The sequence below is a fragment of the Deltaproteobacteria bacterium genome (assembly GCA_023382265.1).
Taxonomy (GTDB): Bacteria; JAMCPX01; JAMCPX01; order JAMCPX01; family JAMCPX01; genus JAMCPX01.
On the sequence record JAMCPX010000055.1, the window covers coordinates 1 to 16,771 of the forward strand.

The 16,771-nt window shown below is 41.0% G+C and carries 17 protein-coding genes; 1 reads left to right on the forward strand and 16 read right to left on the reverse strand.

Going from position 1 to position 16,771, the window contains the following annotated elements; translation table 11 throughout:
• From M1381_09920 to M1381_09975, 12 genes are all read right to left on the reverse strand, one after another.
• Nucleotides 1–847: aldo/keto reductase (locus tag M1381_09920; protein ID MCL4479398.1), on the reverse strand; the 847-nt coding region annotated here is incomplete at its 3' end.
• 209 nt (nucleotides 848–1,056) lie between these two features.
• Nucleotides 1,057–2,541: an NADH-quinone oxidoreductase subunit N gene (locus tag M1381_09925; GenBank protein ID MCL4479399.1), complete on the reverse strand. Its 1,485-nt coding sequence runs from the start codon at nucleotides 2,539–2,541 to the stop codon at nucleotides 1,057–1,059.
• Between the two features lie 7 nt (nucleotides 2,542–2,548).
• The gene (locus tag M1381_09930) at nucleotides 2,549–4,045 is read right to left on the reverse strand and encodes an NADH-quinone oxidoreductase subunit M (GenBank protein MCL4479400.1); all 1,497 of its coding nucleotides are present in this window, start codon (nucleotides 4,043–4,045) and stop codon (nucleotides 2,549–2,551) included.
• Nucleotides 4,046–4,057: 12 nt separating this feature from the next.
• Complete coding sequence (gene nuoL / locus M1381_09935) at nucleotides 4,058–6,067, reverse strand: NADH-quinone oxidoreductase subunit L (GenBank protein ID MCL4479401.1); 2,010 nt, start codon at nucleotides 6,065–6,067, stop codon at nucleotides 4,058–4,060.
• A gap of 1 nt (nucleotide 6,068) precedes the next feature.
• Complete coding sequence (gene nuoK, locus M1381_09940) at nucleotides 6,069–6,389, reverse strand: NADH-quinone oxidoreductase subunit NuoK (GenBank protein ID MCL4479402.1); 321 nt, start codon at nucleotides 6,387–6,389, stop codon at nucleotides 6,069–6,071.
• Nucleotides 6,386–6,904, reverse strand: a complete 519-nt coding sequence (locus M1381_09945; protein ID MCL4479403.1) for an NADH-quinone oxidoreductase subunit J — start codon at nucleotides 6,902–6,904, stop codon at nucleotides 6,386–6,388. Before M1381_09945 ends, nuoK begins: the two co-directional genes overlap by 4 nt.
• A complete protein-coding gene (locus tag M1381_09950) occupies nucleotides 6,904–7,500 on the reverse strand; it encodes an NADH-quinone oxidoreductase subunit I (protein MCL4479404.1) in 597 nt (198 codons plus the stop codon). The genes M1381_09945 and M1381_09950 overlap by 1 nt, the downstream gene beginning before the upstream one ends.
• Before the next feature lie 10 nt (nucleotides 7,501–7,510).
• Nucleotides 7,511–8,629 (reverse strand): NADH-quinone oxidoreductase subunit NuoH, encoded by a 1,119-nt coding sequence (gene nuoH, locus M1381_09955; GenBank protein MCL4479405.1) that lies wholly within the window; start codon nucleotides 8,627–8,629, stop codon nucleotides 7,511–7,513.
• Entirely contained in the window at nucleotides 8,626–9,744 is a 1,119-nt protein-coding gene (locus M1381_09960) for an NADH-quinone oxidoreductase subunit D (protein ID MCL4479406.1), read from the reverse strand. Before M1381_09960 ends, nuoH begins: the two co-directional genes overlap by 4 nt.
• The gene (locus M1381_09965) at nucleotides 9,745–10,218 is read right to left on the reverse strand and encodes an NADH-quinone oxidoreductase subunit C (protein MCL4479407.1); all 474 of its coding nucleotides are present in this window, start codon (nucleotides 10,216–10,218) and stop codon (nucleotides 9,745–9,747) included.
• Nucleotides 10,218–10,703 (reverse strand): NADH-quinone oxidoreductase subunit B, encoded by a 486-nt coding sequence (locus M1381_09970; protein ID MCL4479408.1) that lies wholly within the window; start codon nucleotides 10,701–10,703, stop codon nucleotides 10,218–10,220. Before M1381_09970 ends, M1381_09965 begins: the two co-directional genes overlap by 1 nt.
• 14 nt (nucleotides 10,704–10,717) lie before the next feature.
• A complete protein-coding gene (locus M1381_09975; GenBank protein MCL4479409.1) occupies nucleotides 10,718–11,101 on the reverse strand; it encodes an NADH-quinone oxidoreductase subunit A in 384 nt (127 codons plus the stop codon).
• Nucleotides 11,102–11,230: 129 nt separating this feature from the next.
• Here M1381_09975 and lipA point away from each other — a divergent pair, with 129 nt between their 5' ends.
• The gene (gene lipA / locus M1381_09980; protein MCL4479410.1) at nucleotides 11,231–12,088 is read left to right on the forward strand and encodes a lipoyl synthase; all 858 of its coding nucleotides are present in this window, start codon (nucleotides 11,231–11,233) and stop codon (nucleotides 12,086–12,088) included.
• 209 nt (nucleotides 12,089–12,297) lie between these two features.
• Here lipA and M1381_09985 read toward each other — a convergent pair whose 3' ends face one another.
• From M1381_09985 to M1381_10000, 4 genes are all read right to left on the reverse strand, one after another.
• Complete coding sequence (locus M1381_09985) at nucleotides 12,298–12,942, reverse strand: gamma-glutamyl-gamma-aminobutyrate hydrolase family protein (protein MCL4479411.1); 645 nt, start codon at nucleotides 12,940–12,942, stop codon at nucleotides 12,298–12,300.
• A gap of 93 nt (nucleotides 12,943–13,035) precedes the next feature.
• Complete coding sequence (locus tag M1381_09990; protein ID MCL4479412.1) at nucleotides 13,036–14,352, reverse strand: ammonium transporter; 1,317 nt, start codon at nucleotides 14,350–14,352, stop codon at nucleotides 13,036–13,038.
• A gap of 60 nt (nucleotides 14,353–14,412) precedes the next feature.
• Nucleotides 14,413–15,825, reverse strand: a complete 1,413-nt coding sequence (glnA, locus tag M1381_09995; protein MCL4479413.1) for a type I glutamate--ammonia ligase — start codon at nucleotides 15,823–15,825, stop codon at nucleotides 14,413–14,415.
• A 215-nt stretch (nucleotides 15,826–16,040) separates the two neighbouring features.
• On the reverse strand, nucleotides 16,041–16,771 hold a 731-nt coding region (locus M1381_10000; GenBank protein ID MCL4479414.1), incomplete at its 5' end, for a sigma 54-interacting transcriptional regulator.

Sequence of the window (16,771 nt, forward strand, 5' to 3'; positions counted from 1 at the left end):
TGAAATCTTTGGTATGAAAGTATATATCAAGAACAAGAAAGGAGAGCTTATTACCCAACCCCATGATTAGATTTCTGGATGACAAGATGATACCTATTTCGGTTAGATTTTTACATGACTTGACAGGCATACCCCTGTCCCCCATGCGCGTACCTGAAGCAGGTTTTGCATCTTTGTTATACTTTCCGCTCAGGAAACCGCCTGAAAGCGGACTCCACGGCAATATGCCTATCCCCTTGTTCAGACACAACGGCACTATCTCATGCTCTATATCCCTGCACAGCAAACTGTAGTGCATCTGGGCTGTCTGGAACCTCGCTATGGACAGCCTTTCTGATATGCCGATACCGAGTGCAGCCTGCCATGCCGCATAGTTTGAAAACCCTATGTACCGTACCTTTCCGGCGCTTACAAGCCCTTCTAGTGCCGTGATCGTTTCTTCAAGCGGGGTAAATGCATCCCAGCCGTGTACCTGATACAGATCTATATAATCCGTGCCCAGCCGCTTAAGGCTCTTATCGACTGCATCAAATATATGCCTCCTGCTCAATCCCGCATCGTTATGACCGGCACCCACCCGACCCCTTACCTTTGTAGCCAGAACCACATCCTGCCTTCTTGCTCCGAGTGCTTTACCAAGTATTTCTTCCGATTGTCCTGCACTATAAACATCTGCTGTATCAAAAAAGTTTATGCCGTGATCTATAACAGTATGTACCATCTCATTGGCAAGCTTCTGATCGACACCAGCGAGCTTCCATTGACTCTGGCCGAATGTCATAGTTCCAAAACAAAGTCTGGAAACTATTAACCCCGTGCTTCCAAGATTTGTATATTCCATTTCCATAGAGTCCTCCTTTACCTAACATAATATAATAGGGCAATCGTATTAAGCAAGGGAATGGATAACTCTAACGATATAAAATAGTTGCAGACAAATTATTTAAAATATGGACAACTGTTACCCGTTATCATTTCTTCCTCTATGCTCCACTTGATGCAGGACTTGTAATTCTCCAAACGATGCTGGCGGTAAAGCAATGAATGGACTTGAAGTCAGTACATGAAGCTTGAGAAGTGAACAAAGTTTACAAGCGGAGACCACCATATACCAAAAAGGAGCGTTGGTATAAGAACACTTATTATAATGACGGCGGGCAGCATACCCACCTTGATCTTTTGTACATTATCCGGCTGAGTTTCAAAATACATTTTCTTTATAACCCGTGCATAATAGTAGAGTGATATTACGGTATTGATCACTGCCAGTATAACAAGCCAGTAGAGTCCCTTGTCGATTGCAGCAAGGAACACAACCACCTTTCCCGTAAACCCTGCAAATGGAGGAAGACCTGTTAAAGAAAAAAGAAAAACGGTCATCGCGGCAGCAAGTGCAGGCGATGTCCATGACAAGCCTTTATAATCGTTTATATTCTCGGAATGGATACTATTCTCTACAAGCATGACAACAACAAAAGCGCCTATGTTCATAAAGAAATAAACCGCAAGATAAAGCAGCACAGATGAGATAGCTTCATTTGATATAACCGAAAGACCCACAAGCATGTAACCTGCATGCGATATACTTGAATACGCAAGCATCCTTTTAATGTTATCCTGGGCAATAGCTATAATATTTCCTACCGTCATTGTAACAGCAGAGGCTATAGCTATGATTAATAGCCATTTTATGGGAGTCACATTAACATAGTACTGTGTCATACTTACAGTACTTATGTATGCTGTGTAAAAGAATCGTAATAGTACTGCAAAACCTGCTGCCTTAGAACCAACCGTAAGCAATGCTGTAACAGGTATCGGCGCGCCTTCGTATACGTCAGGGGCCCACATGTGTAGGGGAACCATTGCTATTTTAAAACCAAAGCCCGTAAGTATAAATATGGTTGCTATGTAAAGTGTTATGGCAGGGAAATTGTTATTTTGGAATGCCGTTACAATCACCTTTAAATCAAGGGTCCGTGTAAGCCCAAACAACAGTGACATGCCGTAAAGCATAAATGCAGACGCTATGGAACCATATATGATATACTTAAGCCCTGCTTCTTTGGATCTCCTTGAGCCATGGGTGTATGAAACAAGCAGATATGACATTATGCTTAAAAGTTCCATCGATAGGTATATCATGATCAGGTTCATTGAGCTTGCCATCATCGACATTCCTATTGCAAACCCAGACAAAATTGACACAAACTCCCATTTTCCTTTTGAATCTTCCAATTCCCTTGAGCTGAATGACATAAGTAATATGTACACAACAGAGCCATAAGCAATCAGCCTGAAGAACAAACTAAAAGGGTCTATTGCGATCATACCATAGAAAGCGGTATTCATGGTATACCTTAGATATAAAACCACAGTAGCAGTAATAGAGCCCAGCATCCCGATAATACCTACATAAAAAGCGCCCTTGTTATTCGTCCCCTTCATAATCACGGCAGCAATTAATGCAATCAACGCTGTAATCGTTGCGATTATTTCAGGTGTTATTAAAAATAGTGATCTGGCAATTATACCCGGCATAATGTTCTCAATGTCCTACCATCGTAAGCAGTCTGGTTAATGAGGCGTTAACAAGATGGAAGAATGGTAAAGGATAGATGCCAAGAAAGATCGTAACCAATGCAAGAGGTATGAGTGTGAATAGCTCTCTACCGTTTATATCTGCTATACCCTTATACTTTTCGTTGGCAGGTCCGAAGAAAACCCGTTGATATGCCCATAGGAAATAACCTGCCGTGAATATTACGCCGAGTGCAGAGATTATAACTATAACGGGGTATGCTTTGAATGTACCAAGAAATACCAACGCCTCACCGATAAAACCACTCAATCCAGGCAAACCAAGAGATGCCATAAATGCAAGGCTGGTTATACCGGCATAGACAGGCATGTAAGATGCCAGACCGCCAAATCCATCAAGGTCCCTGTGATGTGCCCTGTCATAGACTACACCTACAAGCAAGAACAACATCCCTGTAATGGTTCCGTGATTGAACATCTGCATAAGTGCACCGTTAAAGCCGATGAGCGTTAAAGAAGATAAGCCAAGCATAACATAGCCCATGTGGCTTACCGACGAGTACGCAATCATCTTTTTGAAATCCGTTTGTGCCATTGCGACAAGCGCACCGTAAACTATGTTGATCAATCCAAGAATGGCAAGCGGGAATGCTGTGTAAATGGCCATATCCGGAAGCAGTGGATAGCTTATTCTCATAATACCGTATGCACCCATCTTAAGTAATACACCGGCAAGTATAACGCTTATTGCAGTAGGGGCTTCAACATGTGCATCAGGAAGCCATGTATGAAACGGGAATACAGGTACCTTTATGGCAAAGGCGATAAATAGGGCTATATACATTGCAAGCCTTACCCAGAACTGCTTTATAAACGCAGTCTGATTAGACTGGTTCATTAATGTTACGATGCTGAATGTGTGTTTGCCTGTAGCTGGATCGATGCTGTTAAAATAAAATACAAGTATAACTACAAGCATGAGCACACTGCCCGCGAGCGTATACAGGAAAAACTTTATAGCAGCATACTCCCTTCTTGGGCCTCCCCATATCCCGATAAGAAAATACATTGGGAAAAGCATCAGTTCCCAGAAAACATAGAACAGGAAAAAATCCAATGCGAGGAAAACTCCAAACATCGCGGTTACAAGTAAAAGATAAAGTGCGAAATATGCTTTATGTGCCTTATTTATGTTCCATGATGCAAATACGGATAAAAAGCCTAACAACCCGGTAAGTATAACCATCACGGCACTTATACCGTCTACACCGAGGAAATAGTGTATATTAAATGCCGGGATCCATTGATACTGCTCTACGAACTGGAAACCGGACGCCGACTGATCCATTGCTGCATACATATAAAGCGAAAGCGCCATAGGAATAAAGGTAAAAACAACTGCTGTCCATCTTATCCATGAAACTTTATCCTTTGGCATAAGCAAAATAAGTACAAAACCTATCATCGGTGTAAATATTATCCAGCTTAAAAGATTGCTAATCATCTCCTGTTCCTCCTATAACAAAACGATTGCAAGTAGTATTGCAAGACCTATAATCGCATACATAACATAGCTCTGCACAAACCCTGTTTGTATACGTCTTAATGTACTCCCTGCGCTAACTATCCCATCACCAACAGCATTTACGGCACCGTCTACAACGATCCTGTCAAATGCACCTTCAAAATCGGAAAGTCTTTTCCCGAATCTTGCGACTCCATTAACTGATCCGTCGATTACTCTGTTGTCAAACCTTAAAAGTAAACCCTTAAAATACATCAACGGCTCAATCACATACTTGAAATAAAATTCATCCACATAATACTTGTTGAGTAACCAAGCATAAACCGTTTTAAACCTATCTGCCAAAGCAGCAGGCATATCAGGGTTTACAACGTACATGTAATAACCAATACCAATGCCGGTAAATGCCATAACAACTGAAACTACCATTAATGTCCATTCAAGACCTATGGAACCTTCCGGCAGTTTCACACCCGATGCGAAAACGGGTCCAAGAAATTGTGCAAATAGATTATTAACCCCGAAAATCTCCGGCATACCTATATACCCGCCGATAACGGACAGAATAGCAAGTACGATAAGCGGTATCGTCATTGTCTTTGGAGATTCATGCACATGTTCGCTGGTATGCTGATCCATTCTTGGCTTACCAAAGAATGTCAAGATAACAAGCCTTGTCATGTAAAATGCAGTAAGTACTGCACCGAGTACGCCGAGCGTCCATACAAAAGGACCGCCGTATGGACTTATATAAGCATTGTAAAGGATATCATCTTTACTAAAGAACCCTGCAAAACCCGGCACACCGGAAATAGCAAGATATGCCACAATAAAAGTAGCTGCTGTTATAGGCAGTTTTTTTGCAAGCCCGCCCATTTTTCTTATATCCTGCTCACCCGACATTGCATGGATTACGCTACCTGAACCCAGGAATAACAATGCCTTAAAAAAGGCATGCGTCATAAGATGGAATATCCCGGATGCAAAAGCGCCAACCCCAACACCAATAAACATATAACCGAGCTGACTCACTGTTGAATATGCAAGAACCTTTTTAATATCGTTCTGCACGAGTCCAATGGTTGCTGCAAAAAAAGCAGTAAGAGCCCCAACAATTGCAATAACCCTTAATGCATCGGGGGCAAGGCTGTAAAGAAAATTCATCCTTGCGATCATATAAACACCTGCTGTAACCATTGTAGCTGCGTGGATTAAAGCACTGACAGGCGTTGGACCCGCCATTGCATCAGGAAGCCATACATATAGTGGAATCTGCGCCGACTTGCCTGTAGCTCCAACAAAAAGTAATAGCCCCACTGCTGTAAGTACAGCAGGCGGCATTAACATTATGTTGGATTTTATAACCCCAAAGTCAAGCGACCATACGCCGGTCTTTGAACCCATTACAGTGAAAAGGAGTAAAAACCCCGTTAAAAAGCCAAAATCACCTATTCTATTAACAACAAATGCCTTCATCCCTGCTTTAGCATTTTCAAGCTTCTCAAACCAAAATCCTATCAGGAGGTATGAACAAAGTCCCACCCCTTCCCATCCAACAAACATGAGTAAAATGCTGTTCGAAAGCACGAGTAAAAGCATCGAGAAGGCAAAGAGGTTGAGAAACCCAAAATACCTTGAAAACCTCTTATCCCCATGCATGTACCCTACAGAATATAAATGAATTACAGAACTAACCCCGCTTACAATAAGGATCATTACAATTGAGAGTTGATCTACAAGAAAGGACAACCCTACACCGAAACTGCCTACGTGTATCCATTGATAAACACTATCTATAAAATGACGGTTTCCCGGCGGCAGAGATATTAAATGAACGTAAACAATTACTGATAAAATAAATGATAGAGTGATTGATCCAACCGCTAAAATGCTTACCATGGATCTGTTAAGTCTTGATCCGATAAGCAGGTTTATTACAGCTCCGATTAAGGGTAATACCGGAATCAGCCATATATAGTTTTCTATGAATAAATATCTCATATCAACCCTTCAATGTGTCCTCTTTATCAAGATCAATAGTTTTTGTGGCTTTATAAATGGTTATTACGATGGCAAGTGCAACAGCAACCTCGGTTGCAGCTACGACTATGGAAAACAATGCGAAAATCTGACCGCTGATCCCACGCTCTATGAATTTTGAAAAGGCAACAAGGTTAATATTGGCAGCATTAAGCATGAGCTCTATGCCCATTAAGACAGCTATTGCATTTTTCCTTGTAATAACTCCAAATACACCAATTGCAAAAAGCAGCCCTGAAAGGATAAGGTAATGATTTACATCAGGGTATGATAAAAAGCTCATTGATCTTTTCTCCTTATTTCTGACCTTATAAGAGATGCAGCCCCGATCATGCCAAGCACAAGCATAATGGATGCAAGTTCAAAAGGCAAAATGTATGTTGTGAGGAACTGTGTACCTATAATTTGGGTTGTTGGAACATCGGGTTTATAGCCCATATTCAACCATGGTGACGGTTTTATCGCATAATAAATGAGTGTGAATGTGATAATAGCGCTGATCGTTCCCATCACTACCGTCCCGGTTCTGTTAAAGATATCAGCACTGTAAGAACGCTGTGTTAACATAACACCAAACACTATAAGAATAAGAATACCCCCTATATAGATTAAGACCTGGGTAACCCCTAAAAAATCCGCACCGAGCAATACGTATATGCCTGCAACGCCAAAAAGTGTAAAAAATAATGCAAAAGCGGATTTTACAATATTATTAAATAATACCACGAGTAAGGCAGAGCCTATTATGAGAGATGCGAAAACATAAAAAAGGATTGAATATACTGTATAGCTGTCCATTATTTTTTCACCGGTTCCTTTCCCCCGTGTCCGTCCGGAGCCATTTCCGGTATACCTGTCTTTACCGCTGCATTTACGTTTGTTGCCGATAATGGGTCTCCCTGAATTACTGCATCAGCGGCAGCAGCTGTGGCGGGTTTAACTTCTACTGATACGCTCACTTCTGCAAGCTCGCCGAGCCCAAAATGCGTCACAAGTTCATCTCTTGAAAAAGCTGAAAACTCATAATCCTTATTAAAGTAAAGGCACTTTTCTACCGGGCAAGCTTCCACGCATAGACCGCAATATATGCATCTCGCGTTATCTATATCAAATATAACCGGTCTAAGCTTTTTGTTTGCATCACGTACCGTTTTTAAAAATATTGCATCCACAGGACAGATCCGTACACACGCTGTACAGCCGGTACAGATATTTATATCAACAAACAATTTGCCTCTGAATCTATCATAAGGTTCTCTCCGAACCTCAGGGTATTGTTGTGTAACCTCTGTCTTTGAATTAACCCCGTATTTTATAGTAACACCCATACCCGTGAATACGGACTTCACAGCGGATGTTATTTTTTTAAAGTATTCCTTAAAACCTTTTAACACTGCATCTCCATTAATGGATAAACAATCCTCTGAATATGTCATAAATACCTTTGCCGTTGAATAGAGCAACCCAGACGCTTGAGCCTATAAGATTAAAAAAAGCTATAGGTGTAAGATACTTCCAGCTCATTTCCATAAGTTGATCAACCCTTAACCTTGGAAGCGTCCATCTTATCCACATCATAACGTATATCAAAACAAAAATCTTTATCATGAAAACCACTATTTCAATCGCCTGCCGCAGCCATGTATTTATGTGAAGCCCCGCTATAAACGGTATCTGCCATCCGCCGAGAAATACGGTCACTGCTATAGCACTTACGATAAACATATCACCATACTCTGCCATAAAATAAAAAGCAAAACGCATGCCTGTGTACTCGGTATGATAGCCGGCAACAAGTTCCGACTCTGCCTCCGGTATATCAAACGGGGTCCTGTTTACCTCTGCTATGGAAGAGATAAAATAAATAAAAAAAGCCAAAAATACAAATGGGTTGTTGAATAAAATCCATCTAAAGATGCCGAGGCCGCCTGATTGATATTCAATGATGCCTCTCATGCTCATTGTGCCTGTTATAATGATCGCCGCGAGCAGCGATAAAACTGTTGGGATCTCATAGCTAACGATCTGGGCAACAGCGCGCATGCCTCCAATCAATGACCATTTGTTGTTCGAGCCCCATGAGCCCATAAGTATTGCCATGGAAACAACAGATGAAATGGCAAGTATATAAAGTATGCCGACATTCATATCAGCCACATAAACATGACTGCTGTACGATAGCGGTACGAATGCAGCAAAAGAAGACGTAAAAACAATGTATGGAGCTATAACAAACAACCATTTATCTGCATAGAATGGGATTATATCTTCCTTTAAAATCAGTTTTACCCCGTCTGCAACGAACTGTAAAAGTCCATAAGGACCAACCCTGTTTGGACCTATTCTTGCCTGAATATCTCCGGCAACTTTTCTTTCAGCATAAGTTGCCAGCCCCTCATACAACAGTACAAACATGAGTATAATAATACTTGCCACAACCATTATACCTATGACAACCAGCAACCTTGTTATTGGCAGCGAGTTTATAAGATGTGAAAAGATATGATTTACGAATTCAATCATCTGTCTATCTCCGGCAGTATAATATCAAGACTCCCGATAAGAGCTACTATGTCAGCTACCATAACACCCTTTGCAAGCAGCGGAAATATGCTAAGATTTGCAAATGACGGCGCACGGATTTTTAATCTATAAGGCTTTATTGAGCCATCACTTATAAGATAAAATCCAAGCTCCCCTCTTGGATTTTCAGCGCGGACATAAACCTCGCCCTGCGGCACCCTCAACACCTTCGGGACCTTTGCCGTAAAATCACCCTGAGGAAGCATATCAAGGCACTGCCCGACTATACGTGCCGACTGCCCCATTTCATAAATTCTCATCATGTACCTATCCCATGAATCGCCTATAGTACCCATTTCGCCTTTCCCGACAGGAACATCAAAATCAAGTTCATTGTATATAAGGTACGGCTCTTCCCTTCTAAGATCCCATTTTATACCAGATGCCCTCAGATTTGGACCGGTAATGCCATATTCAATTGCCTGATCTGTAGTTATTACACCAACATTTGCGAGCCTTTTTACAAATACAGCATTGTATGATAAAACTTCGTTGTATTCTTTTAGCTTTGCAGGAAAATAATCAAGGAATTCTTTTGTTTTCTCTATAAACCCATCCGGGATATCCTTAGAAACACCACCAATCCTTATATAATTATACGTAAGCCTGTTTCCGCAGACCATTTCAAAAAGATCATTAATAAATTCCCTCTCCCTTATTCCATAAAGAAACGGCGTAAATGCACCCATATCAGATGAAAAAGAACCAAACGCTATAAGATGGCTTGAGATCCTATTAAGTTCTGCCATTATTACCCTTATTATCTGCGCCCTTCTCGGGATCTCGATATTTAAAAGTTTCTCAACGGTTAATGCATAAGCAAGGTTACAGTTCATAGATGCAAGGTAATCAAGCCTATCTGTGAACGGCGTAAACTGAGGGAATGTAACCCTTTCAGCTATTTTCTCAAGACCTCTATGAAGATAACCTATATGCGGTGTGGCATGCTCAACGATTTCACCATCGGTCTTCAGTAATAGCCTCAGCACCCCATGCGTGCTTGGATGCTGCGGCCCCATATTTACGTACATGAATCTTTCATCTACCTGCGTCATTTACACATTCCATGTATGGTATCGTTTTGGATAAACATAATCTTTTCGCATCGGATAGCCTTCCCAATCATCCGGTAAAAGGATCCTCCTTAGATCTGAATTCCCGTCAAAAATAATGCCGTACAGATCATAAGCCTCCCGTTCATACCAGTTTGCGCCTCGCCAGAGCATCTCGATAGTAGGTACATGGGGATTATTCCTGTCTGTTTCCACTTTTAATACGATCTTATGCTTGTGTTGCATTGAACCGAGATGATACGCAACCATCAGTTTGGATTGCTCTTTAAGGTCTACGCCGCTAATTGATATAAGCGATGTAAACTCCATGCCCGGTTCGTTTTTTAAAAAACCGCATACCTCTACAATTGAGCTTCCGTCTACAACGACGGCATTGGGAAAGGTATTTTCTTGAAAATCCTTTATCCTGTCATGAAACCTATTAACAAGTAATTGATGTATATCTTTCGCTTCCATTAGCTCTTTACCAGATTCTTCTTCTCCATGATCTTCTGCTGCAGCTTTATTATGCCGTCAATCAGTGCCTCCGGCCTTGGCGGACAACCGGGGACATATACATCAACAGGAATTATCTGATCCACTCCTTTAAGTACGGAATATGAATCTTTAAAGAACGGGCCGCCTGTATTAGCACAACTGCCCATTGCTATTACATACTTCGGAGAAGGCATTTGATCGTACAGTTTTTTCACCCTGTCTGCCATCTTGTGCGTAATTGTCCCTGCAACAATTATCAGATCGGACTGTCTCGGTGTTGCCCTAAAAACAGAGCCGAACCTGTCAAGGTCATATCTTGACGCACCCGCCTGCATAAGTTCTATCCCGCAGCACGCCGTTGCAAAAAGCATATACCAGAGTGACGATTTTTTCGACCAGTTTAAAAATTTATCAACCGTCGTAAATAACATATTCGGGGGTAAACTATTTTCTAATACACCCATAATGTTCCACCTTTTTAATCCTCATCAAGATTGCCAAGCTCTTTGATCCAGTTTAGATCACCCATGCCCCATACATAAGCTAAGCCTACAAGAAGTATGACTATAAATATGAGTACATCCCAGAATGCCATCCATCCTATTGATTTATAAACAATTGCCCACGGGAACAGAAATACGGCTTCAACATCAAATATGATAAAGATCAAAGCAACAACATAAAACCTTATATTAAAGGTAATCCAGCTATTTCCAATGGTATCCTCTCCGCACTCGTACGTATTCATCTTTGTCAGGTTAGGCTCCGCTGGTCTGATAAGCCTTGCAAGAAAAAGGCTAACAGCAACAAACAAGCTTCCTACAACTATAAAAGTAAATACGTTTGCAAAATTAAACATCATAAATTTTATCCATTGTATACAATATACTATTGCATAAATTACATACATCAAAAAGCCTTGTCAAGGATTGGTGCAAAGATTGTTGTTTTTGACAAAGCTTTGCATGCGTGTTAGAGAAAAATTCAATTTATGGGTTTACAGAGGCTTCCATGGTATTTAAAAAAAACACTTGTGCTGAGCGGCAGTGTTCATCAAACAAAAACACTGCTCAGGATACATGAACTTCATACCGTTTGTGAATCAGCAAGATGCCCCAATATAAGCGAATGCTTCGAATTAAATAGGGCAACTTTTCTGATCATGGGGAATATATGTACAAGAGCATGTAAGTTCTGTTCAATCGATAAAGGGAAGCCCTTAAAGCTTGATTCCCATGAGCCGGAACATATCGCAAAAACCATTAAAGAGCTTGGCATAACGCATGCTGTTGTAACATCGGTTACAAGAGACGATCTCGAAGACAGCGGTGCGGACCACTTTTATCAAGTGGCGAGTGAAATAAAAAGATATAACTCCTCCATAACGGTAGAATTGCTTACACCAGATTTTAAAGGTAAAAATGATGCAATACTGCGTGTGCTTGATGCGGATTTTGAGATATTCAATCACAACCTTGAAACAGTGCCGTCTCTTTACAAAAGTGTAAGAATAGGTGCTAATTATAAACGTTCTTTAGACGTTTTAAACTTTGTGAAAAGGCATAAAAAAGTGCTTGTAAAATCAGGGTTAATGGTAGGTCTTGGTGAAACTACAGATGAATTAAAAGCTGTTCTTGTTGATCTGAAAAATGCAGGCTGTGATATCGTTACGATAGGACAATACTTAATGCCAACATTAAAAAACATACCCGTCCATGAATACATAAAAGAACCGATCTACAGGGAGTATGAGAATTACGGCAGGGAGATCGGTATAAAGTATGTGTATGCCGGTCCTCTTGTGAGGAGTTCTTACCATGCACAGGAGATAAAAGATCTGATAACCTAAGATTCGGCCGGCTCAGTTGATCCATATAGTCTATGGCAACCGTGAGGGAAAACAGGAATCTCCATTGCCCTTCTCAGCGAAAAAGATCCCGTTCTCTCCCTGGGTTTATTACATGTTCTGCCGGTTTTATAATCCTCAGCAAAAATACATAGAATATGAGGCTGTTGAGCATCGTAGGCAAAAGGCTTTGTCAATATCAAAAATTGAAGTTAAACTACAAACTTATCAAAAAATCTACCGAATAATTTCGTACCCGATCTATTCAACACACCCGCATACATTTCCGTATCTTTAAGGATTTGATCTACGTCTATCGTATTTTTTAAAGAAGAAATCTCTGTCTTATACTCTTCAAGCCATTGTTTAATATCACTATCTCTAACCTCAAGATGAAATTGAATGGCATAGATACGATCGTCTATTTTGAATGCCTGATCGGGATAAAGCTCAGAGCCTGCAAGTAAAACGGCATTTTTAGGAAGCTCAAAAGTATCTCCGTGCCATTGAAAAACCATTGGCCATTTGCCTAGTGTACTGAATATCGTATCACCAAAACCTTCTTCCGTAGCTCTAATCCGATACCATCCAATCTCTTTTGAAACACCCCTGTACACCCTTCCGCCGAATGCCTGTGCAATCATCTGTGCGCCAAGGCATATTCCTATAACGGGTAAACCATTATCATGAGCTTTTCTTATAAGCGACAACTCATTTTCTATAAACGGGTATTTATCTTTCTCATACACACCCATAGGACCACCAAGAATAATAAATCCACTGTACATATCGGGAACTGACGGCATTTGATCCTTCCACGTATCAATGTAAACGTATTGTATTGACCTTTTTTTCAACACATCTTTTATGACACCGGGGCCCTCTACACCTATGTGCCTTACAACGGCTAATGGTTTGTTCAGGTCTGCTCTCCCCTGTCCAATTTTGCCTTACATGTTATAGCCTTCTTCTCCATGCTGACTTATGTCAATGCCGATTGATTCATCTTCCTGTTCCACGCGTAATCCCATTATCTTATCAAGGACCTTTAATACTATTACCGTCATAATGAATGCATAAGCCATTGTAACAGCTACAGCTATTAATTGGATCAAAAGCTGTTTGGGATTGCCGTAAAAAAAGCCGTTTGCACCAGCGCTATTTATAGATAAGGTTGCAAACAACCCTGTTGCAATAGCTCCCCATGTGCCGCCAACACCATGCACACCCACAACATCAAGCGCATCATCATAACCGAATTTCGGTTTCATCTTGCTAACCGCATAATAACAAAGAAGCCCTGCTATTAAGCCTATTATAATTGCCGATAACGGGGTTACATAACCTGAAGCAGGTGTTATGGCAACAAGCCCCGCAACAGCACCACTTACAGCTCCAAGTGTCGTAGGTTTTCCATTTCTTGCCCATTCACCGATCACCCATCCTATTGCTGCTGCAGACGCAGCTATTTGTGTTACGACAAATGCCGATGTGCTAAGGCTGCCTGACGCAATAGCACTGCCTGCGTTAAAACCAAACCATCCAAACCACAGTAAAGCCGCACCTATTATTGTTAATGGAAGGTTGTGTGGAACAAACCTTTCTTTGCCGTAGTTAAGTCTCTTACCAATAATGAGTATGGCTGCAAGAGCCGATATGCCGGAGCTTATATGAACAACAGTACCCCCAGCAAAGTCCATTGCTCCCATATTCCTTATCCACCCCCCATAACCCCATACCCAATGAGCGATTGGATCGTAAACAATGGTTGACCATATCAATATAAACACAACATAGGTTGAGAACTTCATCCTTTCTGCAAATGCACCTGTGATAAGCGCCGGAGTTATTACTGCAAACATCATCTGGAAAATCATAAATGCCTGATGAGGTATTGTCGGTGCATAAATAGGATATGGAGTAAGCCCTACACCATGTAATCCAAACCATTTAAGGCTTCCAATAATACCGTGTATGTCAGGACCGAATGCGAGACTATAACCGAATAATACCCATTGTATACTTATAATGGCGAGCGCCATAAAGCTCTGCATGATTGTGCCAAGAACGTTTTTCTTACGCACCATGCCGCCGTAAAACATTGCAAGTCCCGGTGTCATAAGCATTACAAGTGCTGCCGATAGCAGCATGAATGCGGTATCACCCGTATTGATTTTGGGAACTGAAGAGGCTGCCGCATCTGCTAATGCCGCTGCCGGCATTAAAAAAATAGTCAGACCGAATATGGTAGATAAAATTTTTTTCATGTTTTTCCCTTAAAAATATAGGGGCAATTCATGAATTGCCCCTGCCGTGCAAATTTAAGTCTATGCGTCAAAATACAGATTGAATTCCATTGGGACCGGTCTGAGTTTAACGGGATTAATCTCGTTCTTTATTTTATATTCAATCCATGTCTCTATTACATCGGATGTAAAAACGTCGCCTTTAAGCAAATACTCGTGATCCTTTTTCAATGCATTTAATGCTTCTTCAAGACTTCCGGGTGTGCTTGGGACATTTTTCAATTCTTCCGGTGATAGCCCGTATATATCCTTATCAAGAGGTTCGCCGGGCTTTATCTTGTTTTGAATTCCGTCAAGCCCTGCCATTAACATAGCTGCAAACCCGAGGTAACTGTTTGAGGATGGGTCTGGAAATCTAACTTCTATTCTCTTCGTTTTTGGGCTTGGAGAATACATCGGAATTCTTACGGAAGCCGATCTATTCCTACTTGAATAAGCAAGGTTAACAGGCGCTTCAAAACCGGGTACAAGCCTTCTGTAGGAGTTTGTCGTTGGATTTGTAAAAGCACATACAGAGGGTGCATGTTTTAGTATTCCACCTATGTAATACATTGCAAGCTCACTAATCCCGCCATAGCTGTTGCCAGCAAAAAGCGGTTTACCTCCCTTCCATATACTTTGATGCGTGTGCATTCCTGAACCATTGTCTCCAAATAATGGTTTGGGCATAAATGTAGCTGTTTTTCCATGTTTCTTTGCAACGTTTTTAACTACATGTTTATACCACATTACCTTGTCACCCATATTAATAAGTGAATCAAAAACCATGTCTATCTCTGCCTGACCGCCTGTCGCAACTTCATGATGATGTTTTTCTATCTTTAGACCGAGGCTTTCCATGTAAGAGACCATTTCGCTGCGAAGATCCGTCTGGGAATCCGTTGGAGCTACCGGGAAATACCCTTCTTTATACCTCGGTTTATAACCGAGATTTGGGTTCTCAATCCTTCCAGTATTCCACTGTCCTTCTACAGAATCTATGAAATAATAGCCTGCGTTTACTGTTTGATCGTATCTTATGTCATCAAAAGTAAAAAATTCCAGTTCCGGGCCAAAGTAAGCTATATCTCCAATACCTGTTGCTTTAAGATAATTCTCTGCCTTTCTAGCGATATTTCTTGGATCCCTTGAATAATATTCTTTTGTTATCGGGTCCTGAATGTTGCATATAAGACTTACCGTCGGCTCTGCTATAAATGGATCTATGACTACCGTTGCAGCATCAGGGACAACAAGCATATCACTTGCGTGTATCGGCTGCCATCCCCGAATACTACTGCCATCAAAACCAAGACCTTCTTCAAACACGTCTTCCGTAAGTTCATGCACAGGAACCGTAAAGTGTTGCCATGTACCTACAAAATCAAGGAATTTAAGATCTGCATACCTTATTCCTTTTTCTACAATCAGTTTTAAAACCTCTTTTGCACCCATACTTTCCTCCTTTAATTTTTTCTCCTGTATACTATAACAATTATTTAGATGTCCATATTAATGTAAGCAGATTATATGCCAAATACCGCCTCACTTTACTACATATACCCTAACCCTGCATAGCATTACATTTTTGTAGTATTTCTATATACAATATTGTATTAATATTACAAAAATGTATATATCTAACCATACCGAATCTGAAGTGAACCGCTCTATTCATCATTTACCACAGCAGACACTTCTACAGATATTCCGTATTTTTTGATTTTATAACCAAGCTGCCTCTGAGTTATGCCAAGCATTCTTGATGCCCTTGCCTTTATGCCGTTGGATTCCTTTAATGCCTCTATTATTTTATTCTTCTCGATATTCTTTACCATACTGCCGAGCATGTATGATTCCTGATTTTTGTATACCGCGCGGCTCTGCGCAGGAACCTGAATATTATGAGGTGCAATAGGGATGGGGAGGTCTTTCAGCCCGATCACCGCACCTTTTGCCATTATGACTGCTCGCTCCATGATATTCTCAAATTCTCTCACATTCCCCGGCCAGCCGTATTCAATAAGAAACTGCATTGCTTCTTCCGACAGTTTACAGTGTTTACCATGTTCTTCATTAGCCTGCCTGAGGAAATGCTCTGCAAGTAATGGGATATCTTCTTTGCGATCCCTTAATGCAGGCATAAATATAGGGACAACATTCAGTCTGTAGTACAGGTCTTCTCTAAATTTCTTCTCAATTATTGCATTTTCAAGGTCTTTATTTGTAGCAGCTATAATCCTTACATCAATATCTATTGTCTTTGTCCCGCCAAGCCTTTCAAACTGTCTTTCCTGTAGAACTCTTAAAAGTTTTGCCTGAGTGGATGGTGTCAATTCTCCGATTTCATCAAGGAATATGGTTCCCTCGTTAGCAAATTCAAATCTTCCTTTTTTCAGCT